Raw genomic sequence first — 23095 nt, forward strand, 5'->3', positions numbered from 1 at the left:
AATCGCGGGCATGCCCTTTGTTGATGTGCCCGGCGGATACCTGTACTACGAGCAGCACGGCGCCGGCCCGGATGTGGTCCTGCTGAACGGCGGTCTGGCCGATACCCGGATGTGGAGCTCGACGGTCGCGTGGCTGGCGGACGTGGCGCGCGTGACCGTATGGGACTGCCGGGACCGCGGCCTGTCGTCCGTGTCGTTGTCCGAGTACGACGAGCTCGCCGACCTGGCTGCGGTCCTGGACGTTGCGGGGGTCTCGCAGGCGACACTGCTGGGGGTGTCCGACGGCGCGCGGCAGGCATTGGCGTTCGCCCATCGGCATCCGTCGCGGGTGGCTCGGGTCTGCGCGGTTGCCGGGTCGTTCGGCGAGTTCCCGTCGCCGACGGCGGCCGAGGCTGCGGCGCGGGTGGTGATGCGGGCTCACTTCGCCCAGCAGGCCAAGATCCTCGAGACCGGCGACATCCCGGCCGCCGCGGCGAACGACATCACCGCCTGGTGCCCCGCGGTCGACCTCGACGCTCACCGCTTCCTGGTCGGCCTCGCGATCGCCAACTCCCGGATCATGCTCATGCCCGAGGACAACGCCCGCGAGCTCGATCCCCCGATCAAACACCGCTTCGCCGAACTCGCAGTACCAGTCTCCATCCTCGTCGGCGAACACGACTTCCAGGGCACCCAACTCTGGGCCCACCGCCTGGCATCCGAAGCCCCGAACGCCACCCGGACCATCCTCCCGAACGCCGACCACATGCCAATGTTCTCCGCACCCGAGGCCTTCCGGACCTTCCTCCTCGACGCCCTCGCCGGCACTAGCCCAGCGCCTTCTCCAGCCACGCCATGAAAGCGGTGTAGTCAGCAGACACCGATATGACGATCTCGGTGCCGTCGTCGCTCTGGCTCATGCGCGCACTCGAATCGAGCACGACCCGCTCGCGGACGAACCGCACGCCGGGCCAGAGCATGGCGGCGGCCAAGGTCAGCGCGTCGTGCTGCATCGTGCCCGGGTACTTCGCCATCCAGCGATCGCAGTGTTCGCGGAACAACCGCTCGAACGGGCGCGCGTCCGGCCGAGACCATCGTCGGTAGAGCGGAGAATCCTTGGTGATCTCCATTGCCGGGTTGAAGGTCACGTCGGACAGCACGAACGTCGGCAGCCATGGCTCCAAGGCCGGCACCATCCGGATCGCCGCCTGCGGGTCCACCCGGAAGTTGTGCTCCGCGCGCGTCGGGTCGCGGTAGTTGATCGCACCACCCATCTGCGTCACAACCAACTGCGACACCAGCTCAGGCTGCTCTGTCTGCAGCATGGCGAGGTTCGACAACGGCCCCATCCCCACCCACCGGATCCGCCCGTCCGTCGCCGTACAAAGCTCACTCACCGCCCCGACCACATCGGTCCCCTGCCGCGGGACCTCCGCCGGACACAACCCGTCAATCACCCACATCCGGCTGTTCCCGAGGTCGGACCCTTCCACCACCCGAACATCCGTCCGCCCCACCAGGTCCAGCAAGTACCGCGCAAACCGAGCCCGCTCCCCGCCGTACTCGTCGCTGGTAATCACCAACCGCAACTCAGGCACCAACCGAGCAGCAACGACCAGCGCGACCGTGTCATCCGGATCCCCACCAATGTCCGTGTCAACGATCATCGGCGCCCGCGCGATCGCCGGCTCACCGAGGGCCGGCGGCGGCCCACCCCGAATCAGCGGGCCGGCAAGCTCCTCGAACTCCTCAAAGCTCGCGCTCGTCCCGGCCAACGCCGCCCACTCGCCCCCGGGATCCACCTCCCCGCCGCCCATCGCCACCTCCGCCGATCCGCATGGAATTGAACACATTGTCTACGAACACCCGTTTGTCACTGTCGTTCCCGCACCGCTCCTATGCCCGCCAGATCGCCTCCCGGTCCCGCTCCGGAACCTTTCCGCGGTCCAGCGTCTTCTGCAACGCATCCGCCTGCTGCTTGTCGCTCCGATGGACGAACGAGTCGAGGAACTCAGCAAGGCGCGGGTCCGGTGAACGGTCGCCGATCCAAGCGCGGATCTCGCTCCGGAACCGGGTGGCCCAGTCGTCCAGCCAGGACCGATAGTTGCCGCCGGCATCGCGTAGTCCGGCGACATCCCGGGCCAGGTCCGCCACCGCCATCAGATTCACGACCTTGACGCCCTCCCGGACCCGAAGATCCCGCAACCGCGGCGACACCCGTCCCCTGCTCAGGCCTTCCAGGAGCATCGGATGGCGGTGCTGGCCGGACTGTTCAGGACCGCGAGCACCGATCCGCACCGGACTCGACATCGGCCCGTCGAGCAACTCCTCGATGCTGTTCAGGGCAAGCTGATGCGCGAACGTCTTCGACTCGTCGGCAGGCAGCTCGTAGAACGGCCGTCCCTGCCGTGCCTCCGAAGCGGACAGGTGCACCTCGTACCCCTTCTTGCTCCCGGGATGCGGGTCGTACGGCGATTCACCGAGGAAGGCATAACGCCCGGTGATCACCGTCTCCGGATAGACCGCCGAGAGCAACTCCTGGACCGTGCCCTTGAAGCTCGTGTCGAAGACAGTCACCCGACTCCCCGGTCGGCCGACCGGGACCCGATTCGCTTGCAGGTAGTCGGTGAGCTGCCGGAACCCGCCGACCGTGTCCGCAGGATCCACGCGCGGCGCCACCCGCCGGAAGCCGTCCACCTGCGGAAATCGGAGCCCCTGGTGATGCTCGAGATCCTGAAGCGCGTTCTCGACGAGCGCACGGGACAGGACCAGGTTCGATCCGTGCCGCCGGAAGAACTGTTCGTCCAGCCGCGTCATTGCCAGCGCCAGATGATGTCCGTCGCGGCCGAGCGCAACGATACGGTCGGCCCTTCGCTCGGCGACGTCGGCACGCAGATCGGCGAGCATGTCGTCCGCAACCCTGACCATCAGTGGTGCGGGGAACTCGTACGCGACGAGATATGCGTCCCGCAGCGTCATCTTGTCCGCGACCTCGCAGAGGTTCAGCTTCGCTGCAACTCGTAGCGCAGTTCGGGTACTGCGTTCCCGTGCGAAGTCCGCATGGTTGGGCATGCCTCAAGTACCGCATAGTTCGCGGTGACGGCGCGGAAGTTATCCACAGGCCTGACGACGGACGGGGACGCCTGGTTGGCGTCCCCGTCCGGGTGGTCAGCGGGCCATGGGGCGGCCGGCGGGGGTCGGGACGGGGGTTGCTATGGCGGCGGCTTCCTCGTCCATGTCTACTACGGCGCCGCTGAACTGGGCGTTGTAGAGGCGGGCGTAGGCGCCGTCGACGGCGAGGAGTTCGTTGTGGTTGCCCTGTTCGACGATGGCGCCGTTCTCCATGACCAGGATCAGGTCGGCGTCGCGGATGGTGGAGAGGCGGTGGGCGATGACGAAGCTGGTTCGGTCCGAGCGCAGGGCGGCCATGGCGCGTTGGACCAGGACCTCCGTGCGGGTGTCGACCGAGCTGGTGGCCTCGTCGAGGATGAGCAGCTGCGGGTCTGCCAGGAACGCTCGCGCGATGGTGAGCAATTGCTTCTCACCGGCGCTGACGTTGCTGCCTTCCTCGTCGATCACCGTGTCGTAGCCGTCCGGCAGGCTGTGCACGAAGCGGTCGACGTACGTGGCCTTCGCAGCGGCCAGCATGTCCTCCTCGGTGGCGTTCAGGTTGCCGTAGAGGATGTTGTCGCGGATCGTGCCGCCGAACAGCCAGGTGTCCTGCAGCACCATGCCGATCCGCGAGCGCAGGTCGTACCTGGTCAGCTCGGTGATGTCGACACCGTCGAGCGTGATCCTGCCGCCGTTCAGCTCGTAGAACCGCATGATCAGGTTGACCAGGGTCGTCTTGCCGGCACCGGTCGGGCCGACGATCGCGACCGTCTGCCCGGGCTCCGCGACCAGGCTCAGGTCCGTGATCAGCGGCTTGTCCGGGTCGTACGAGAACGACACGTGCTCGAACTCGACCCGTCCGCGCGAATCGGTGACCTTCTCCGGCGTCGCGTCGTCCGGGATCTGCTCCTGCGCGTCCAGTACTTCGAACACACGCTCCGCGGATGCGACACCCGACTGCAGCAGGTTCGCCATCGAGGCGACCTGGGTCAGCGGCTGGGTGAACTGCCGCGAGTACTGGATGAACGCCTGCACGTCGCCCAGCGACATCGTGCCGGAGGCAACCCGCAGACCGCCGAGGACCGCGATCACCACGTAGTTCAGGTTCCCGATGAACATCATCACCGGCATGATCAGCCCGGAGATGAACTGCGCCCCGAACGCCGCCTGGTACAGCTCGTCGTTCTTCTTCGCGAACTCGGCCTCGATCTCCTTCTGCCGACCGAAGACCTTCACCAGCTCGTGCCCGGTGAACGCCTCCTCGATCTGCCCGTTCAGCGCACCGGTGTGGCGCCACTGGGCGATGAACCGGACCTGCGAGCGCTTGGCGATCGCCGCGGTCAGGATCATCGTGATCGGGATCGTGACCAGCGCGATCAGCGCCAGCACCGGAGAGATCACGAACATCAGCGTGATCACGCCGATCACCGTCAGCAGCGAGGTGAGCAGCTGGCTCAGCGTCTGCTGCAGGCTGGTCGAGATGTTGTCGATGTCGTTCGTCACCCGGCTGAGCAGCTCACCGCGCGGCGCACCGTCGAAGTAGCTCAGCGGCAGCCTGTTGAGCTTGTCCTCGACATCCTTGCGCAGCGACAGGATCGTCCGCTGTACGACGCCGTTCAGGATGTAGCCCTGCGCCCAGGAGAGGAAGAACGCACCGACGTACAGAGCCAGGACCAGCAGCAGAACGTTGCGTAGAGCATCGAAGTCGATCCCCACGCCCGGGATCAGGTCGATCCCCTGCAGCAGGTCGGCCAGCCGGCCGTTGCCGGAGGCCCGGGTCTGCTCGATCACCTGTGCCTTGGTCAGCCCGTTCGGCAACTGCTTGCCGATGGCACCGGCGAAGATGATGTCGGTCGCACGGCCGAGGATCTTCGGGCCGAGCACCGACAGACCGACGCTGCAGACCGCCAGCAGGATGACGCCGGACACCTGCAGCCGGTGCGGGCGCAACCGCCCGAGCAACCGCTTCGCCGACGGCAGGAAGTTCATGGACTTGTCGCCGGGAATACCTCCGGGCGGACCGAACCCGCGACCGGTGGTCGGCCGCTCGGTCGCCTTCACAACCTTGGGCGCCTGTCCGTTCGGGGACGGCGTGGTCGACTCGCTCATGCCGCCTCCTCCGCGGAACGCTGGGACTCGACGATCTCGACGTACGTCGGACACGTCTCGAGCAACTCGTCATGCGTGCCCTTGCCGACGATCGCGCCGTCCTCGATCACGACGATCTGGTCGGCGTCGATGATCGTCGACACGCGCTGCGCGACGACCACCACACAGGCCTCCCGGGTCACCGGCCGCAGCGCCGCCCGCAATCGGGCGTCGGTCGACAGATCGAGCGCCGAGAACGAGTCGTCGAACAGGTAGATCTCCGGCTTGCGGACCAGCGCCCGCGCGATCGCGAGCCGCTGCCGCTGACCGCCGGACACGTTCGTGCCGCCCTGTGCGATCGGCGCTTCCAGTCCCTCGGCCATTGCCTCGACGAAGTCCTTGCCCTGGGCAATCTCCAGCGCCTCCCAGAGCTCCTCGTCGGTGGCGTCCGGGTTGCCGTACCGCAGGTTGCTGGCGACCGTCCCCGAGAACAGGTACGGCCGTTGCGGCACTAGGCCGATCCGCTCCCAGAGCGCCTCGGGCTCGATCTCGCGTACGTCGATGCCGTCGACCAGCACCCGCCCTTCGGTCGCGTCGAACAACCGCGGCACCAGCGAGAGCAGTGTCGTCTTGCCGGCGCCCGTGCTGCCGATGATCGCGGTCGTCTGTCCCGGCGACGCGACGAGGTTGATGTCGTGCAGCACCGGCTCGGCCGCGCCCGGGTACTTGAACGAGGCGTGCTCGAACACCAGCTGCCCGCGACCGGTGAAGGTCTTGATCGGCGTGACCGGCGGCCGCACCGACGAATCCGTGTCGAGTACTTCGGAGATCCGGTCCGCGCAGACCGACGCACGCGGCACCATGATCATCACGAACACGCCCATCATCACCGAGAACAGGATCTGGATCAGATAGCTCAGGAACGCGGTCAGCGCCCCGACCTCCATCGTCCCGTTCTCGATCCGGGAGGCGCCGAACCACAGCACCGCCACGCTCGACAGGTTCAGGATCAGCATCACGGTCGGGAAGATCAGAGCCATCAACCGGCCGGCCCTGATCGCGGTGTCGGTCAGCTTCTGGTTGGCCTCACCGAAGCGCTCGACCTCGTGCGGCTCGCGGACGAACGCACGGACCACCCGGATGCCGGAGATCTGCTCGCGCAGTACCCGGTTCACCCCGTCGATGTTCTTCTGCATCTTCCGGAACTGCGGGACCATCCGGCTCGCGATGAAGCCGACACATGCGGCCAGCAGCGGTACGGCGACCGCGACCAGCCACGACAGCCCGACGTCCTCGCGGACCGCCATGATCACGCCGCCGACCATCGTGATCGGCGCCGCGACCAGCATCGTCGTGGTCATCACGACGAGCATCTGGATCTGCTGTACGTCGTTGGTGCTCCGCGAGATCAGCGTCGGCGCGCCGAACTGGTTCACCTCGCGGGCGGAGAACTCGCCGACCCGGTGGAAGACCGCCGCGCGGACGTCCCGGCCGAACAGGGCGGCCGTTTTCGCACCGAAGTACACCGCGGTGATCGTGCAGAGGATCTGCACCAGGCTGACGGCGAGCATCCAGCCACCGGTGCGCATGATGTAGGCGGTGTCGCCCTTGGCCACGCCGTTGTCGATGATGTCGGCGTTGAGGCTGGGCAGGTAGAGAGAGGCGATCGTCCCGATCAACTGCAGGACCACCACCAAGGACAGGTTTCCCGCGTACGGACGCAGGTGCGTACGCAAGACACGAAGTAACATCAATCATCCCCAGAGTCGTGATGGCGGGCACCGCCGAGCGCGTACTCGACGATGTCCTCGGTGGCCGGTGGCTGACCGGTGTGGTGCTTGCGGAGGCCGTCGAACGCGAAGTCGACGATCTCCTCGGCGGTCAGCGCGTGGCCGCCGGAAATCAGTGGGTGGGTGGCCGAGAAGGTGAGCAGCCCGATATGGCGGACCACGTCTTCGGGCGGCAGTCGCAACTGGTCCGCGTCCGGCCGGAGCAGGTCCGCGAACGCCAGGTTCGCCAGGTCCGAGTGTCGCTGCCGGCGAGCCTCGTCCATCGGGGTCGCGTTCCGGAACTCCGGTGGCCGGCGGATCCGCAGCGCGAACATCAGCTTGAACACCCCGCGGAGCCGCTTCTGACCGATCTCCACCGCGGCGATGGTCCGCTCCCGCAGCGGGAGCGAGGGGTCGACCCGCTGGATCGCCCGGACCAGATCCGAGGTGTCGAACACGGTCGCCATCGCGGCCTCGATCAGCGCGTCCTTGCTGCCGAACGCCCGGAAGATCGTCCCCTCGGCGATCCCGGCCGCTTCGGCGATCTGCTTGGTGCTGACGTCGGCCCCGAACTCCTCGAGCAACGGCAGCGCGGCCTCGACGATGGCCGCGCGTCGCTCGTCGGGTGGCAGTGGGGTCGCTCGTGGTGTCACGGATCAAAGGTAACTGAGTGAGTACTCACTCACAACTACATTTACCTGTCCGGCACAGACCGGTTCATCACCAGCGCGGAAACGCCGGCAGTGAGGCATTCGCGACCGTATTCGAACGCATGATCGATATCATACGGAACGTCGGACTCACTCCCCGCGGCAGCCCTGACCCGTGTGGACAGCGATACTTCGTACGCCGTACGCAATTGACCTCAATCTTTGTCGAGGTTCTAGCGTCGGGTTTTGTCGGTGGGGCACGGAATCATCGACGGTTCCGATCGATTCGGCCGAGCCTGGAGATCACTGCTGTGAGCATGGAGATGACCGCGTGGAACTCGATGTACCACGCGATGCACGCCCAGGACGACAAACGCCCGTTCTCACGGGCCACGATGAAGCGCATCCTCGCCTTCGCCCGACCGCACCGCAAACACCTGCTCGCCTTCCTGGTGCTCAGCATCGGCGCGGCCGTGCTGGCCGTCGCCACCCCGGTTCTGGCCGGGAAGGTGGTCGACGCCATCGTCGGCGGCAAGGCCTTCAGCGTCGTGCTGCAGTTGGCAGTGGCGATCGCGCTGATCGCGGTCGCGGAAGCGGCGCTCAGCCTGCTCACCCGCTGGTTGTCCGCCAGCATCGGCGAGGGTTTGATCCTCGATCTGCGGACCGCCGTGTTCGACCACATCCAGAAGATGCCGATCGCGTTCTTCACCCGGACGCGGACCGGCGCGCTGGTGTCCCGGCTGAACAACGACGTGATCGGGGCACAACGGGCGTTCAGCGACACGCTGTCGGGCGTCGTCAGCAATCTGGTGATGCTGGCGCTGACACTGGTCGTGATGCTCGGCGTGTCGTGGCAGATCACCCTGCTCGCCCTCATCATCCTGCCGATCTTCGTGATCCCGGCGCGCCGGATCGGGGCGCGGCTGGCCGGTCTGCAGCGAGAGGCGGCGAACTACAACGCCACGATGAGCACACAGATGACCGAGCGGTTCTCCGCGCCGGGTGCGACGTTGGTGAAGCTGTTCGGGCGGCCGGCGCGGGAGTCGCTCGAGTTCGCGATCCGCGCGCGACGCGTGCGGGACATCGGCGTACGGACGGCGATGGTGCAGTGGATCTTCGTGACGGCCTTGACGTTGGTGTCGGCGCTCGCGCTGGCTGTTGTCTATGGACTCGGCGGGTTCTACGCGCTGCGGGATCAGCTCGATGCGGGTGCGGTCGTGTCGATGGCGCTGCTGCTGACGCGCTTGTACGCGCCGCTCACTGCGCTGGCGAGCGCGCGGCTCGAGGTGATGACGGCGCTGGTGAGTTTCGAGCGGGTCTTCGAAGTACTGGATCTGGAGCCGCTCATCAAGGACAAGCCGGACGCGGGGCGGGTGCCTGAGGGGCCGGTGGCGGTGGAGTTCGCGAATGTGAGCTTTGCGTATCCCTCGGCGGACAAGGTCTCGCTGGCTTCGCTGGAAGAGGTCGCGAAGCTGGATACCCGCGGTGGGGTCGAGGTGTTGCACGACGTCTCGTTCCGGGCCGAGCCCGGGCAGATGGTGGCGCTCGTCGGATCGTCCGGTGCGGGCAAGTCGACGATCGCCCAGCTGATTCCGCGGTTGTACGACGTGGACTCGGGGGCGGTGAAGCTTGCCGGGGCCGACGTACGGGATGTGTCCGCGGAGTCGTTGCGGGAGACGCTCGGCATGGTGACGCAGGACGGTCATCTCTTCCACGATTCGATCCGGGAGAACCTGCTGCTCGCGCGGCCGGAGGCATCCGAGGAGGACCTGTGGGATGCGCTCGAGCGGGCTCGGTTGGGTGAGCTGATCCGGTCATTGCCCGATCAGCTCGACACAGTCGTCGGTGAGCGTGGGTACCGATTGTCGGGTGGCGAGCGGCAGCGGCTGACGATCGCGCGATTGCTGCTCGCACAGCCCCGGGTCGTGATCCTCGACGAGGCGACCGCCGCGCTGGACTCGACGAACGAGGCTGCAGTGCAGGCGGCGCTGACGGAAGCGCTTGCCGGTCGTACGGCGGTGGTGATCGCGCACCGGCTGTCGACGATCCGGGCCGCGGACCAGATCCTCGTGATCGAGGCCGGGCGGATCGTGGAGCGCGGTCGGCACGCGGAGTTGCTGGCGGCCGGCGGGCGGTACGAGGAGCTCTACCGGACACAGTTCGAGCAGCCTGGGGCCGATGCTGTCCCGGTGTAGATGGTTGCCTTGGGCACCAGTAGCGGGTTGTGTGACGGGGGCCGGATGTAGCGGGTCAGCGGTCAAATATCCCGCCAGCGGGATAGCGTCATTGTTACTGACGGTGGACAGGAGGATGTCGGGTTGGTGGGTACGGGGCAGGAGCTGGCTGGATGCGCGGTGGTCTTCCGGCCGGCAGATCCACCACGCACGAGCCGAATGGCGTTCTGGGACCCTGCCGGCGGAGAGCTTCCACTAGGCGTCGGTGAGCAGGTCGAGCTGCAGTTGGTCGTCGATTCCCGGCTTCAGTCGGTGCGGTCGATCGAGTTGCCGGTGGCGGACGCGGTTCCGGTGCTGGGGCGGATGCGGCGGGCGGTCGGGGCTCACGAGTCGGCGGCGTTCTGGGGCGGAGCCTCGCTGGTCGCGTTGCAGCTGGTTGCCCGGGGCAAGCTTCTTCCAGGCGTGTCCCCCGGCGGGTACGACGCCTGGCGCGTCGGGCCGCTCGACGCCGACGACGTCACCCGAATCCTCACCCTCGCCGAAGCCATGCCCCCCTCGGCCCGAGCCCTCCCGCTCGCCACCGCGCCTCACTCGGCGGAGGTGGAAGCCGCGCCGGGCTCGGCCGACCCCGGAGCCAGCTCTCCCCACGCGTCCGCACGCGCGTCCACCCCGGTCGCGCCGGGAGGCATGCCTAGCTCGGGCGCCTCGAGCGCGAGAACGCCGGGAGGCGCGCCTGGCTCGGCGGAGGCGGACGACGCGCCCGGCGCGACTGGCCCGGGAGCCGGCTCTCATCGCGCGGCCGCACGGGCGTCCACCTCGGGACCCCCCGGTGGCGCGTCTAGCTCGGGCGCCTCGAGCGCTGGAACGCCGGAAGGCGCGCCTGGCTCGGCGGAGGGGGACGCCGCGCCCGGCGCGACTGGCCCGGGAGCCGGCTCTCATCGCGCGGCCGCACGGGCGTCTACCTCGAGACCGTCCGGAGGCGCCTCTAGCGCGTCGGCTGTACGGGGCTCGGTTGGTGGGGTGCGGTTGGCGGTGGCTGAGGAGTTGGTGCGGGAGTTTCTTGATGCGGTGGCCGATGGGATGCCTCGGTCGCCTGCGGCGGCGAAGGCGCATCGGACGAATCTGTTCGCCAGCGCTACGCCGCAGCGGGCCGGGCGGTTGCGGAGTTGGGCGGACGAGGTTTCGGCGGGGCTCGACAGCGGGGTGCGGATCTCGTTGCGGATCGAGTTGGCTGACTCGCTGGCGTTCAGCGCGGTCGTGCAGCTACACAGCCTGAAGGACCCGACGCTCGTGCGGGACGCGGATGACGTCTGGGCCGAGGATGTCGCCGGCTTCGGGCCACGGGCCCGGATCGACGCGACGCTCGCGATCCGTCGTGCCGCGCGGGTCTGGCCGGCCCTCCAGCGGTTGCTCCTTTCCGCCATACCAAACCGTATGGAATTGTCGGACGAAGAGGTCGCCGAGCTGCTCGCCGGGTCGGCGCAGCGGTTGACGGCGGCCGGGGTGGATCTGCACTGGCCACGCAGCCTCGGCCGAGCGCTCACGGCCCGCGCCGCGATCACCTCCGCGGACGGCCCGCCGAGCAACCTCCCCGGATTCTTCAGCGGCGACAAAACGCTCGACTTCAGCTGGCAGGTCGCGGTCGGCGACGATCCGCTGACCGAGGCCGAGCTCGACCAGCTCGCCGAAGCCACCCGCCCGGTGGTTCGCTTGCGCGACCAGTGGATGCTGATCGATCCCGAGCTCGCCCGCAAAGCTCGCGAGCGCATCCTCAAACCGGTCACGCCGATCGACGCCCTCGGCGCCGCGCTGACCGGCACCACCGAGATCGACGGCCGCCAGATCACCGTCACCCCGACCAAGTGGCTCGACGACCTCCGCGCCCGCATCGCCGATCCCGACGCCCCCGACAGGACTGACGAGCCCATCGAAGCACCCGCCGGGCTGCAGGCAACACTGCGCGACTACCAACTGCGTGGTCTGCGTTGGCTCGCAAGGATGACCTCGCTCGGCCTCGGCGGCTGCCTCGCCGACGACATGGGTCTCGGCAAGACGATCACGCTCATCTCACTCCACCTCCACCGCCAGCAGTCCACCGACACCGCCGGCCCGACCCTCGTTGTCTGCCCCGCGTCACTCCTCGGCAACTGGGAGCGCGAGGTCCAACGATTCGCCCCTGGCACCCCGGTACGCCGATTCCACGGCACCGCCCGTTCACTCGACGACGCACAGGACGGTTTCGTGCTGACGACGTACGGGACCCTGCGCCGCGACGCCGTACGACTGGCCGACCATCGGTGGGGCCTGGTCGTCGCCGACGAGGCGCAACACGTGAAGAACCCGTCATCCGGTACGGCGAAGGCCCTGCGCACCGTGCCGGGACAAGCGCGGGTCGCGCTGACGGGCACGCCGGTCGAGAACAATCTGTCCGAGTTGTGGGCGATCCTCGACTGGACGACACCCGGGTTGCTCGGGCGACTCGGGACGTTCCGCAACCAGTGGGCCGCGCCGATCGAGGCCGACAAGGACGAGGAGGTCGCCGCACGGCTCGCGAAGCTGGTCCGCCCGTTCCTGCTCAGACGCAAGAAGTCCGACCCGGGCATCGCACCGGAGCTACCGCCGAAGACCGAGACCGACCAGCCGGTCTCGCTCACGCGCGAGCAGGTCGTGTTGTACGAGGCAACAGTCCGCGAGCTGATGGCCGAGGTCCGGGCAAGCAACCAGATGGCGCGACGCGGACTGATCGTGAAGCTGCTCACCGGCCTCAAGCAGATCTGCAACCACCCGGCGCAGTACCTGAAGGAAGGCGACAACGCCCGCCTCAGCGGTCGCTCCGGCAAGCTCGAACTCCTCGACGAACTGCTCGAGACCATCGTCGCCGAGGACGGCGCTGTCCTCGTCTTCACGCAGTACGTCGCCATGGCCCGCCTGCTCGAGCGCCACCTCGACGAGCGCGGCATCCAGACCCAGCTCCTCCACGGCGGCACGCCCGTCGCGCAGCGCGAGGCCATGGTCGACCGGTTCCAGGCAGGCGAGGTGACCGTCTTCCTCCTCTCGCTCAAGGCGGCCGGCACCGGTCTCAACCTGACCCGGGCCGATCACGTCGTGCACTACGACCGCTGGTGGAATCCGGCCGTCGAGGATCAGGCGACGGACCGTGCGTACCGGATCGGACAGACGCGTCCGGTGCAGGTTCACCGATTGATTGCCGAGGGCACCATCGAGGACCGGATCGGCGCGATGCTCGCCGCCAAACGGGAGCTGGCCGAAGCCGTTCTCAGTGGTGGCGAGGCCGCGTTGACCGAGCTGTCCGACGCGGAGCTCGCCGATCTCGTCGAGCTGCGAGGAGGTCTGCGATGAACGACGCACAGGGGTTCCCGGCGTTCGCGCGGCAACAGCGGAGTACTCGGGGGCGGTCGTGGTGGGCACGGGCGTGGGTGCAGGCGATGGAGGACACGTCGCTGGACTCCGACCAGCTGCGCAAGGGGCGCCGGTACGCCAACTCGGGACAGGTCGGGACGATCGCGATCAGCCCGGGCCGGATCGCCGCCACGGTGTACTCGCCCGAGGACACGTACGAGTCGGTCGTCCACGTCGACGAGTTGAGCGCCGAGGACTGGCGACGGTTCAGTGACCAGGTCGCGGCGCGGTCCGGTCACATCGCGGCGTTGCTGGATGGTGAAATGCCGCACGACCTGGTCGAGGCCGCCGCCGACGCAGGAGTCACGCTCTTGCCAGGCATCGGCGACCTCGACCCCAGCTGTACGTGCGACGCATGGGAGCTGCCGTGCCAGCACGCGGCCGCCCTCTGCTACCAGGTCGCCTGGCTCCTCGACGCCGACCCGTTCGTCCTGCTCCTGCTTCGCGGCCGCACGCGCGAGAGCCTCCTTGACGGACTTCAACCCTCAGAACCGACCGAGCCCGGGGTGTCGGTAGCTGAGGTCCTCGTGGCAGCCCCCAAAGCGTTGCCGGACGTGCCCGACCTGCCGAAGAAGGTCAGCCTCGACGACCTGGCGGTCACGGCTATCGAACCACCGGAGGGCATCGGGCCGGCCGTCCTCCAACTCCTCGTCCTCGACGCGGCCCGCCGAGCGAGAGTCATCCTCAACGCTCTCCTCCACGCCATCCCGGAGCCGCAACCGTTGGACGAGTGGCAGGACGCCATCCGCCTGGCTGCAGACTTCCCCGAGCTCATCACACCGTTGGCCGAGGCAACCGGCAAGGACCTTGCCCTCGGCATCCAAGCCTGGCGTTACGGCGGCGCGCCCGGCCTCGACGTCCTCGAACACACCTGGACGCCCAACCCTGCCGACCTCAACCGGGCACGGACCGGGCTCCAGGCCGCGGACGTCACCGCCTCGGACAACCGGCTGACGATCGGCACCGACGCCCAGGTCAGGCTCGATCGCAACGGCCGATGGCACCCGTACCGGCTCGTCGACGACGTCTGGACGCCGGCCGCTCCCCCGTCCCCGGATCCGCTCGTCGCCGACTGGTAAATCCGGTGCGCCCACCCGGTCCACCCGGTTAGGGTGGCCGCGACTTCGAAGGAGGAGGTGGGTTGATGACCGCGATGTTCCGGGCTGCCGCGCGCCCGGTCACTCAACCTCATCCACCAACCTTCGAAAGGGACCATCGTTGTCCATCACCTGGAACACGCGCGTCGAGACACCGGCCGACGTCGAACTGATCCGCGACATCACCCGGCAGGCCTTCGGCCGCCAGTACGAGGTCGACTTCCTCGACGCCCATCGCGCCGACCCGGTCGCTTGGCTTCCCGGTCTCATGATCGTCGCGACCACGCCCGACGATCGGCCGGTTGCCTACGCGGCTCTCACCCGCTGCCATATCGGCGACAAGCCCGTCCTCTCGCTCGGGCCGGTCGCCGTGCTTCCGGCGTACCAGAAGCAAGGGGCCGGCAGTGCGGCCGTGAGAGCCGCGCTGGCCACGGCACGTGACCGTGGCGAAGGAACGGTTGTCGTGCTCGGTCACGACACGTACTACCCGCGGTTCGGCTTCCGGCAGGCGACCGAGTTCGGCGTCCATCACCCGCAGTACGACGGACCGAACCTGATGGCGCTCGCGCTGGACGACCGCGCCGTGCCGGCCGGGGATCTCACGTACCCCGTCACCGTCTGAAATCGGGTCGCCGGAGGCCGTGCCGCAGCCTCCGGCGACCCTACGGTCGTCGGCGTTGAACGTTCCACTGCGAGTACGGCGAGCGGTCGTAAAAGGTTCAGCCAAACTCGCCGAATCACTTGCGCACCCACCTTGTATACATGAAACAGTCGACGGAACCGCCTACTCAGGAGCCCGCGATGACTCGTCGACTTCCGCTGTCGCTGACCCGTTTCACCGTGAGTAACCGCCACCGGAAAGCAGCCGGAGCCGCCGCCGCTGCCATCGCGCTGGCCCTGGTCGGCACGGCCTGCTCCCCCGTTCAGCCTGCCGCGAACGACACCAGCAGCGGCGCGCAGACGCCGAGCGGACAGGACGTGTTCGGCGAGCCTGCCGACGCCTCGCAGGTCAAACAGGGCGGCACGCTGACGGTTGCCCTGTCCGCCGACCCGGACAAGCTCGACCCGACGCTGTCACGCAGCCTCTACTCGCGCTACGTCTTCCACACGATGTGCGAGAAGCTCTACGACCTCGGATCGGACGCGAAGGTCGTGCCGCAGCTCGCCACCGCGCTGCCGACGATCTCCTCCGACGGCCTGAGCCTGACGATCCCGTTGAAGCAGGGCGTGAAGTTCGCCGACGGCGGGACGTTCGACTCGAACGCGGTGAAGATCTCGCTGAACCGAGACCTCACGCTCGCCGGCTCCGCCCGCAAGAGCGAGCTCGGCCCGATCACCTCGATCGAGACGCCGGACCCGAAGACGGTCGTCATCAAGCTGTCGAAGCCGTTCGCCCCGCTGACCGCCGCGCTGGCCGACCGGGCCGGCATGGTGCTCAGCCCGGCCGCCGTCGCGAAGCTCGGTGCGAACTTCTCCAACGCGCCGGTCTGCGTCGGCCCGTTCAAGTTCGCCAGCCGCGTCGCGCAGAACTCGATCAAGGTCGTGAAGGACCCGCTGTACTACGACGCCGCGAAGGTGCACCTCGACGCGATCGAGTACCGGATCATCACCGACTCGAGCATCCGATCGGCGAACCTGAAATCCGGCGACGCGCAGGTGGCCGACTCGTTGTCGACGCAGGACACCCCGGCGTTGCAGAAGGACGACAGTGTGACCGTGCTGCAGTCGCAGTCGCTCGGGTACCAGGGTCTGACCATCAACATCGGCAACTCGAACGGCATCGGGAATCCGCTGAAGTCGCTCGGTACTCCGCTCGCGAAGGACCCGCGGGTGCGGCAGGCGCTGGCGTTGTCGATCGACCGCGACGCGTTGGTGAAGTCGCTCTTCGGCGGCCTCAACACCGTTGCCTGCTCGCCGATCTCCCCGAAGAGCGAGTTCACCTCGGATGCGGCGCAGGTCTGCCCGGCGCACGATCCGGCGAAGGCGAAGCAGTTGCTCGCCGATGCGGGCGTGAATACGCCGTACAAGGTCGAGATGGTCACGTCGAACAACCCGGACAGCCTGCGGCTCGCGCAGGCGTTGCAGGGGATGGTGAAGGAGGGCGGATTCGACCTGGTGATCAAGCCGGTCGAGTACGCCGCGCTGCTCGACCAGCAGGACCGTGGTGACTTCGAACTGCTCCAGCTGGGATGGTCCGGCCGGGTCGACCCCGACGCCAACATCTTCAACTTCGTCGGCACCACCGGCAGCCAGAACGTCTCCGGCTACAGCAGCCCGGACCTCGACAAGCTCCTGACCGACGCGCGTCAGTCCACCGACCAGGCGCAGCGCGTCAAGCTGTACGGCGACGTGGTCACCAAGCTCCAGCAGGACGACCCGATCATCTACATGTACCGCCAGCGCAACCTCACCGGCGTCTCCAAGAAGCTCCTCGGCATCCAGGTCTACCCGGACGGCGTGATCCGCACAGCCTTCGCGGGGTTCGCCAAGTGAGGCGGTACCTCCTCAACCGGCTGTGGCAATCGCTGGTGACGCTCGTGCTCGCGACGATCGTGGTGTTCGTCGGAGTCCGGGCGTTGCCGGGTGATCCGGCGTTGGCGCTCGCCGGAGAGGATCGCGACCCCGAGTCGTTGCGGGCGATCCGGCAGCAGTACGGTCTGGATCAGTCGTGGCTGGTGCAGTTCTGGCAGTTCGTCAGTCATGCCGCGCGGGGCGATCTGGGCCAGTCGATCCGGACCGGCGCCCCGGTGCGGTCGATGATCCTCAGCGCGTTGCCGGTGACGATCGAATTGTCGGTGCTCGCGATCCTGATCGCCGGCGTCATCGGCGTCGGCGCGGGAGTCGTAGCCGCAGTACGGCGGGGTGGGCCGGCCGAATGGGCCGCGAACGCCCTTGCACTGCTGGGATTATCGGTCCCGCACTTCTGGCTCGGGCTGATGGCGATCCTGTACCTGTCCGTTGCCCTCGGCCTCTTTCCCGCGTCCGGCTTCGTCCCGTTCTTCACCAACCCGGTGGACAACCTTCACCACCTGATCCTGCCCGCGCTGATCCTCGGCACCGGCCTGGCCGCGGTCATCATGCGCCAGACCAGATCCTCGATGCTCGACGCGCTCAGTGCCGACTACATCCGGACGGCCGAAGCCAAGGGCCTCCCGCCCAAGGCAGTGATCGGAAAGCATGCCCTGCGCAACAGTCTCATCGTGGTCGTCACGATCGTCGGGCTCCAGCTGGGCGCGCTGATCTCGGGCGCCGTCGTCACCGAACGGATCTTCGCGCTGCCCGGCTTCGGCAAGCTCACCGTCGACGCCGTCTTCCAGCGCGACTACCCGGTCATCCAGGCGGTCGTGCTCGTCACAGCGACGGCGTACATCGTGATCAATCTGCTCGTAGACCTCCTGTACTCCGTCATCGACCCGCGGATCCGCGTGCGAGGTGAGGCATGATGGCAGTCGCCGAAGCGATCGCGCCCCCGCGGAGCAACAGCCGCCGAGTGGTACGCCGGGTGTTCCGCAACCCGCTCGCACTGACCGGCCTCGCAGTACTCGCGATCGGGGTCGTCCTCGCGGTGTTCGCGAACTGGCTCGCGCCGCACGACCCCACCCAGACGCACCTGAGCAACGCGTTCGCCCCGCCAGGGACGGCCGGGTATCTGCTGGGCACCGACGACCTCGGCCGGGATGTCCTGTCGCGCATCATGTTCGGCCTGCGTGCGTCGTTGCACGTCGGCCTTCTCGCGGTCGCGTTCTCGCTGGTGATCGGCGTGCCGCTCGGGCTGATCGCGGGATACTTCCGTACGGTCGACGCGCTGATCTCGCGGTTCACCGACCTGGTCCTGGCGTTCCCGTTCCTGATCCTCGCCGTCGGGCTGGCCGCGATCCGCGGCGCGAGTCTCGGCAACGCGGCGATCGCGATCGGCATCGCTCAGATCCCCGGCATGATCCGGATCGTCCGCTCGGAGACGCTGCGGCTCAAGTCGCTCGACTTCGTCGCCGCCGCGATCGTCGAGGGCGCCAGTGATGCGTGGGTGCTCGGTCGGCACATCCTGCCGAACGCCGGCTCGGCGGTGATCGTGCAGGCCACCGTCGGTATCCCGGCCGCGATCCTCGGCGAGGCCGTGCTGTCCTTCCTCGGCCTCGGCATCCAGCCGCCGGCACCGAGCCTCGGCACGATGCTGGCCGATGCCCAGCAGTTCGCGTCCCGGGCGCCCTGGGCCGCGGTGATGCCCGGCGTCGCGATCATGCTGCTGACGCTGGCGTTCAACATCGTCGGCGACAGCCTCCGCGACGCCCTCGACCCGAAGGCGAGCCGCCGATGACTGTATCCACTAATGGATCTACTAACGGGCAAGTCCTCGCAGTCAAAGACCTGTCCGTCACGTTCCGGACCGAGGACGGCCGGGTGTCGGCGGTCGACAACGTCAGCTTCGACGTCGCGGACGGCGAAGTCCTCGCGGTCGTCGGCGAATCCGGCTGCGGCAAGAGTGTCACCGCGATGAGCATCGCCGGGCTCCTCCCCCGCACCGCGACCGTCGGCGGTTCGGTCCGGCTCGACGGCACCGAGCTGATCGGCGCCGACAAACGCACGCTCCGCTCGATCCGTGGCCGCGAGGTCGCGTACATCTTCCAGGAGCCGACCACCTCGCTGAACCCGGTCTTCACCGTCGGCCACCAGATCAGCGAAGTACTGCGAACGCACATCGGCCTGAACCGCCAGGCAGCAGAGGCCCGCGCGATCGAGCTGCTCAAACTCGTCGGCATCCCGTCCGCGGAGCGTCGTATCAGCGACTATCCACACCAACTCTCCGGCGGTATGCGCCAGCGAGTGATGATCGCGATGGCCGTCGCCTGCGACCCGAAGGTCCTGATCGCCGACGAGCCCACCACGGCGCTCGACGTCACGATCCAGGCCGGCATCCTCGACGTACTGCGAGGTCTGCGCGAACGCCTCGGCACGAGCATCGTCCTGATCACGCACGACCTCGGCGTCGTCGCGGACCTCGCCGACCGGGTCGCGGTGATGTACGCCGGGCGCGTGGTCGAGACCGCGGAGGTGCACGAGATCTTCGCCAGGCCCCAGCACCCGTACACGGTCGGACTGCTCGGTGCGTCCCCGGCCGCCGGACGGCATGCGGAGACTCATCGACTGAGCGAGATTCCCGGCCTCGTGCCGGTCCTGTCCGAGCAGCCGGACGCCTGTACGTTCGCCGACCGCTGCTCCCGGGCCGGCGAGACCTGTACGACGTCGCAGCCCGAGCTCACCGCCGGCGTACATCGGGTCGCGTGCTGGCACCCGGTCCGAGAAGCCGTGGAGGTCTGATGGAATCCGTCGCCCTGGAGGTGGAGGACCTCGTCATGCACTTCGGGCCGGTGCGCGCCGTCGACGGGGTCACGCTCCGGATCAAGCAAGGCTCTGTGGTCGCGTTGGTCGGCGAGAGCGGTAGCGGGAAGTCGACCGTTGGCCGCTGCATAGTCCGGCTGCTGGAGCCCACCGATGGAACGGTCCGGCTGGCCGGAGTCGATGTGACCCATCTGTCCCGTCGTCAACTCCGCCCGCACCGCCGCGACGTGTCGATCGTCTTCCAAGACCCGGCCGGATCGCTCGACCCTCGGTTTACCGTCGGCGACATCGTCGGCGAGCCGCTGCGGCTGATGCGACGCAAGGACATCCCCGCCAAGGTCCGTGAGGCACTGCGCCGCGTCGGTCTGCGCCCTGAGGTCGCCCAGCGCGCCCCACATGAGCTGTCGGGCGGTCAGCGCCAGCGGGTCAGCATTGCGCGCGCACTGATCTCCGAGCCTCGGCTATTGGTCGCAGACGAGCCGACCAGTGCGTTGGACGTGTCGGTGCAGGCCTCCGTCCTCAATCTGCTCGCCGACCTCCAGCGGGACCTCGGGTTTGCCTGTCTGTTCATCACGCACGACCTGTCCGCGGTCGAGTACCTCGCGGACGAGGTCGCGGTGATGTACCTCGGCCAGTTGGTCGAGCAGGGTCCGCGGGCCCGCATCTTCGGCAGCCCGTCCCATCCCTATACGCAGGCGCTGCTGTCCGCGGCGCCCGTACCCGATCCAGCCGAGCAGCGTGCCCGACGGCCCGTCCTGCTCGGCGACGACCTGCCGTCGGCGATCGATCCGCCGCCCGGGTGCCGCTTCCACACGAGATGCCCGGTGGCCGTGGACAAATGCCGGACAGTCGTGCCGGAGAAACGCACGATCGGCGAGGCTGGACACCAGGTGGCCTGCCACCTCGTCAACGACGACGGCACCGGACCCGACGTACGACCAACAGAAGGAGTAGCCCGATGACGTTCACCACCCGGCCCACGCTGCGGGGCACGTTCGGGATGGTTTCGTCCACGCATTGGCTGGCGTCGCAGTCGGCCATGCGGATCCTCGAGCTCGGCGGGAACGCGTTCGACGCGGGCGCCGCGGCCGGATTCGTGCTGCACGTGGTCGAGCCGCACCTCAACGGGCCCGGTGGTGAGGTGCCGGCGATCATCGCGACCGCCGACGACCCCGCGCCGCGCGTGCTGTGCGGCCAAGGTGTCGCCCCGGCCGGCGCGACGATCGAGTACTACCGCTCGCTCGGCCTTACGCTGGTGCCCGGCTCAGGCCCGCTGGCCGCGACGGTCCCGGGTGCCGTCGACGCCTGGCTGCTCCTGCTGCGTGATCACGGCACGCTGCCGCTGCGCGTCGTACTGGAGCCCGCGATCGAGTACGCGCGTAACGGCCATCCGCTGGTGCCGCGGGTCGCCGACACGATCAGCACCGTGCAGGAGTTGTTCGAGAACCACTGGCAGACATCGGCCGCGCTCTGGCTCAAGGACGGCCGGCCGGTGAGCGGACGGTTCAGCAACGAGGCGTACGCCGCGACGCTCGAGAAGCTCGTCGTCGAAGGCGAGGCGGCTGGGGCGGACCGGCAGTCCCAGATCGAGCAGGCGCGGAGGAGCTGGCGGGAAGGGTTCGTCGCTGAGGCCGTGGACAAGTTCGCGCGGCTGCCACACCGTGACTCCAGCGGCGAGGACCACGCCGGGCTGATCACGGGCGCTGACATGGCCGCCTTCGAGGCGACCTGGGAGGACCCCGCGACGTACGACTGGAACGGGTACACGGTCGCCAAGACCGGTCCTTGGGGACAAGGGCCGGGCCTGCTGCAGTCGCTCGCCGTGCTCGCGGCGCTCGGCGACGTCGACCTGGACAGCGCCGAGGGCGTGCACGCGACGGTCGAGGTGATGAAGCTGTCGTACGCCGACCGCGAGGCCTGGTACGGCGACGGCGCCGACGTACCGCTCGACACGCTCCTCTCGCCCGGGTACGCCGCCGACCGGGCGAAGCTGATCGGTCGGAACGCGTCGCTCGACCTTCGACCCGGCAGTCCGGACGGGCGCGAGCCGCGGCTCGCGTCGTATGCCACCGACAACAGCATCGGCACCGCAACCGGTGACGCAACGACCGGCGAGCCGACGGTGTCGTCCGGTGGCGTGACGCGCGGTGACACCTGCCATGTCGACGTGATCGACAAGTGGGGCAACATGATCTCCGCGACGCCGAGCGGTGGCTGGCTGCAGTCGTCGCCGACGATCCCGGAGCTCGGGTTCTGCCTCGGCAGCCGGGCGCAGATGTTCTGGCTCGAGGAAGGGCTGCCGGCCTCGCTCGCGCCGGGCAAGCGGCCGCGCACCACGTTGACGCCGACCCTCGTGCTCCGTGACGGTGAACCGCTGATGGCGTGTGGGTCACCCGGTGGCGACCAGCAGGACCAGTGGCAGTTGCTGTTCCTGCTCCGGCACCTCGGCGCCGGGATGGATCTGCAGGAGGCGATCGACGCGCCGGCCTGGCACACCACCGGCTTCCCGTCGTCGTTCTACCCGCGCACCACGGAGCCCGGCGGCGTGGTCGTCGAGACCCGGGTCGGCAAGGACATCCGCGACGAGTTGGTACGGCGCGGGCACGTCGTCACCGATTCGGATCCGTGGAGCCTCGGCCGGCTGTGCGCCGTACGGAAGGAAGCCGACGGGGTGCTGGCCGCGGCGGCCAACCCGCGCGGGATGCAGGGCTACGCAGTCGGACGCTGACCGAACGCTGCCTTCGCGGCCGCCTCCACATGCAGGCGGGCGGCCGTGGTGGCGGCGGCTGCGTCACGTGCCTCGATCGCGTCGACGAGGCGGACATGCTCCTCGGACGAGTGCGGCGCGCGCTGGGCCGCACCGACACGAAACACCCAGTGGACGTGGTAGTACATCGCCGATGAGATCGAGTGCAGCCAGCGGTTCTCGCTGACCTCGATCACCGCGCGGTGGAACGCACTGTTGAGCTCGGCGACGCGGTCGAAGTCCTCGACCTCGGTGGCTTTGCTCGCATCGTCGATCAGCCTGCGCAACGTGGCGATCCCCTCGGACGTCGCGCGTTCGGCCGCGAGACCCGCAGCCAGCGTTTCGAGCTGTTCCCGCACGGCGAACAGGTCGCGGACCGCGGTCTCGTCGAGGGTCGCGACTACGGCGCCACGGCGCGGGAGGATCTGGACGAAACCCTCGGCCTCGACCACTCGGAGCGCCTCACGCACCGGGTTCCGCGAGACCCCGAAGTCGTCCGCGAGCCGGGTTTCGGTCAGCCGCTCCCCCTGGCGGTAATCGCCGTCGATGATCCGCCGGCGCAGCTCCGCGAGCACCTGCTCGCGCAGCGCGACATGATCGGCACCGATCGTGCGGATCGCCTGGTCCCGCGTGGCCTCCCCATCCAGTTGCTCCACCCGTTCGCTCCTCTCCCCGTTCGCCTCTCCCCGTGTGACCTGCGCGCCACGGTAGCCGATCGGCCGAC

General features: G+C 68.4%; 18 protein-coding genes. 11 read left to right on the forward strand and 7 right to left on the reverse strand.

Annotated elements, in window-relative coordinates:
• Positions 1–10 precede the first annotated feature (10 nt).
• A complete protein-coding gene (locus EV653_RS10140; RefSeq protein ID WP_134100634.1) occupies positions 11–838 on the forward strand; it encodes an alpha/beta fold hydrolase in 828 nt (275 codons plus the stop codon).
• Here EV653_RS10140 and EV653_RS10145 read toward each other — a convergent pair.
• The 5 genes from EV653_RS10145 to EV653_RS10165 all read right to left on the reverse strand — a co-directional run bounded on the left by EV653_RS10145 (position 807) and on the right by EV653_RS10165 (position 7600).
• On the reverse strand, positions 807–1796 hold the full coding sequence (locus tag EV653_RS10145; protein WP_202871533.1) for a nucleoside hydrolase: 990 nt from the start codon (positions 1794–1796) through the stop codon (positions 807–809). The two genes, EV653_RS10140 and EV653_RS10145, sit on opposite strands and share 32 nt — an antisense overlap.
• Positions 1797–1875: 79 nt before the next feature.
• On the reverse strand, positions 1876–3051 hold the full coding sequence (locus EV653_RS10150) for an ABC transporter permease (RefSeq protein WP_134100637.1): 1176 nt from the start codon (positions 3049–3051) through the stop codon (positions 1876–1878).
• A 96-nt stretch (positions 3052–3147) separates the two neighbouring features.
• Positions 3148–5199, reverse strand: coding sequence for an ABC transporter ATP-binding protein (locus tag EV653_RS10155; RefSeq protein ID WP_134100640.1), 2052 nt, complete (start codon positions 5197–5199; stop codon positions 3148–3150).
• A complete protein-coding gene (locus tag EV653_RS10160) occupies positions 5196–6929 on the reverse strand; it encodes an ABC transporter ATP-binding protein (protein WP_134100643.1) in 1734 nt (577 codons plus the stop codon). The genes EV653_RS10155 and EV653_RS10160 overlap by 4 nt, the downstream gene beginning before the upstream one ends.
• The gene (locus EV653_RS10165; protein WP_238159661.1) at positions 6929–7600 is read right to left on the reverse strand and encodes a TetR/AcrR family transcriptional regulator; all 672 of its coding nucleotides are present in this window, start codon (positions 7598–7600) and stop codon (positions 6929–6931) included. Before EV653_RS10165 ends, EV653_RS10160 begins: the two co-directional genes overlap by 1 nt.
• A 320-nt stretch (positions 7601–7920) precedes the next feature.
• On the opposite strand from EV653_RS10165, the gene EV653_RS10170 reads away from it, so the two are divergent.
• Entirely contained in the window at positions 7921–9792 is a 1872-nt protein-coding gene (locus tag EV653_RS10170) for an ABC transporter ATP-binding protein (protein ID WP_202871670.1), read from the forward strand.
• 234 nt (positions 9793–10026) lie between these two features.
• On the opposite strand, the gene EV653_RS41060 is transcribed toward EV653_RS10170, so the two are convergent.
• The gene (locus EV653_RS41060) at positions 10027–10362 is read right to left on the reverse strand and encodes a hypothetical protein (RefSeq protein ID WP_166679331.1); all 336 of its coding nucleotides are present in this window, start codon (positions 10360–10362) and stop codon (positions 10027–10029) included.
• Between the two features lie 489 nt (positions 10363–10851).
• Here EV653_RS41060 and EV653_RS10180 point away from each other — a divergent pair, with 489 nt between their 5' ends.
• The 9 genes from EV653_RS10180 (at position 10852) to EV653_RS10220 (ending at position 22353) form a co-directional block, all read left to right on the forward strand.
• Positions 10852–13131 carry a DEAD/DEAH box helicase gene (locus EV653_RS10180; protein ID WP_134104095.1) on the forward strand — a complete coding sequence of 760 codons (2280 nt, stop codon included), beginning with the start codon at positions 10852–10854 and terminating at the stop codon, positions 13129–13131.
• Entirely contained in the window at positions 13128–14270 is a 1143-nt protein-coding gene (locus EV653_RS10185) for an SWIM zinc finger family protein (RefSeq protein WP_134100652.1), read from the forward strand. The genes EV653_RS10180 and EV653_RS10185 overlap by 4 nt, the downstream gene beginning before the upstream one ends.
• A 139-nt stretch (positions 14271–14409) precedes the next feature.
• The gene (locus EV653_RS10190) at positions 14410–14910 is read left to right on the forward strand and encodes a GNAT family N-acetyltransferase (protein WP_134100655.1); all 501 of its coding nucleotides are present in this window, start codon (positions 14410–14412) and stop codon (positions 14908–14910) included.
• Between the two features lie 179 nt (positions 14911–15089).
• Positions 15090–16781, forward strand: a complete 1692-nt coding sequence (locus tag EV653_RS10195) for an ABC transporter substrate-binding protein (protein WP_134100658.1) — start codon at positions 15090–15092, stop codon at positions 16779–16781.
• Positions 16778–17731, forward strand: a complete 954-nt coding sequence (locus tag EV653_RS10200; protein ID WP_134100661.1) for an ABC transporter permease — start codon at positions 16778–16780, stop codon at positions 17729–17731. Before EV653_RS10195 ends, EV653_RS10200 begins: the two co-directional genes overlap by 4 nt.
• Positions 17731–18603 (forward strand): ABC transporter permease, encoded by an 873-nt coding sequence (locus tag EV653_RS10205; RefSeq protein WP_134100664.1) that lies wholly within the window; start codon positions 17731–17733, stop codon positions 18601–18603. The genes EV653_RS10200 and EV653_RS10205 overlap by 1 nt, the downstream gene beginning before the upstream one ends.
• A complete protein-coding gene (locus EV653_RS10210; protein WP_134100666.1) occupies positions 18600–19604 on the forward strand; it encodes an ABC transporter ATP-binding protein in 1005 nt (334 codons plus the stop codon). The genes EV653_RS10205 and EV653_RS10210 overlap by 4 nt, the downstream gene beginning before the upstream one ends.
• Entirely contained in the window at positions 19604–20587 is a 984-nt protein-coding gene (locus EV653_RS10215) for an ABC transporter ATP-binding protein (RefSeq protein WP_134100668.1), read from the forward strand. Before EV653_RS10210 ends, EV653_RS10215 begins: the two co-directional genes overlap by 1 nt.
• The gene (locus tag EV653_RS10220) at positions 20584–22353 is read left to right on the forward strand and encodes a gamma-glutamyltransferase family protein (protein ID WP_134100671.1); all 1770 of its coding nucleotides are present in this window, start codon (positions 20584–20586) and stop codon (positions 22351–22353) included. The genes EV653_RS10215 and EV653_RS10220 overlap by 4 nt, the downstream gene beginning before the upstream one ends.
• Here EV653_RS10220 and EV653_RS10225 read toward each other — a convergent pair.
• Positions 22335–23027, reverse strand: a complete 693-nt coding sequence (locus tag EV653_RS10225; protein WP_134100673.1) for a GntR family transcriptional regulator — start codon at positions 23025–23027, stop codon at positions 22335–22337. The two genes, EV653_RS10220 and EV653_RS10225, sit on opposite strands and share 19 nt — an antisense overlap.
• Positions 23028–23095: the final 68 nt, after the last annotated feature.

The sequence above is a fragment of the Kribbella pratensis genome, assembly GCF_004365355.1.
Classification (GTDB): domain Bacteria; phylum Actinomycetota; class Actinomycetes; order Propionibacteriales; family Kribbellaceae; genus Kribbella.

Coding starts and splice junctions, on each gene's coding strand:
- EV653_RS10195 (WP_134100658.1), top strand. CDS start 15,090: ATGACTCGTCGACTTCCGCTGTCGCTGACCCGTTTCACCGTGAGTAAC.
- EV653_RS10150 (WP_134100637.1), bottom strand. CDS start 3,051: ATGCCCAACCATGCGGACTTCGCACGGGAACGCAGTACCCGAACTGCG.
- EV653_RS10180 (WP_134104095.1), top strand. CDS start 10,852: ATGCCTCGGTCGCCTGCGGCGGCGAAGGCGCATCGGACGAATCTGTTC.
- EV653_RS10160 (WP_134100643.1), bottom strand. CDS start 6,929: ATGTTACTTCGTGTCTTGCGTACGCACCTGCGTCCGTACGCGGGAAAC.
- EV653_RS10155 (WP_134100640.1), bottom strand. CDS start 5,199: ATGAGCGAGTCGACCACGCCGTCCCCGAACGGACAGGCGCCCAAGGTT.
- EV653_RS10185 (WP_134100652.1), top strand. CDS start 13,128: ATGAACGACGCACAGGGGTTCCCGGCGTTCGCGCGGCAACAGCGGAGT.
- EV653_RS10170 (WP_202871670.1), top strand. CDS start 7,921: ATGACCGCGTGGAACTCGATGTACCACGCGATGCACGCCCAGGACGAC.
- EV653_RS10205 (WP_134100664.1), top strand. CDS start 17,731: ATGGCAGTCGCCGAAGCGATCGCGCCCCCGCGGAGCAACAGCCGCCGA.
- EV653_RS10215 (WP_134100668.1), top strand. CDS start 19,604: ATGGAATCCGTCGCCCTGGAGGTGGAGGACCTCGTCATGCACTTCGGG.
- EV653_RS10210 (WP_134100666.1), top strand. CDS start 18,600: ATGACTGTATCCACTAATGGATCTACTAACGGGCAAGTCCTCGCAGTC.
- EV653_RS10140 (WP_134100634.1), top strand. CDS start 11: ATGCCCTTTGTTGATGTGCCCGGCGGATACCTGTACTACGAGCAGCAC.
- EV653_RS10220 (WP_134100671.1), top strand. CDS start 20,584: ATGACGTTCACCACCCGGCCCACGCTGCGGGGCACGTTCGGGATGGTT.
- EV653_RS10145 (WP_202871533.1), bottom strand. CDS start 1,796: ATGGGCGGCGGGGAGGTGGATCCCGGGGGCGAGTGGGCGGCGTTGGCC.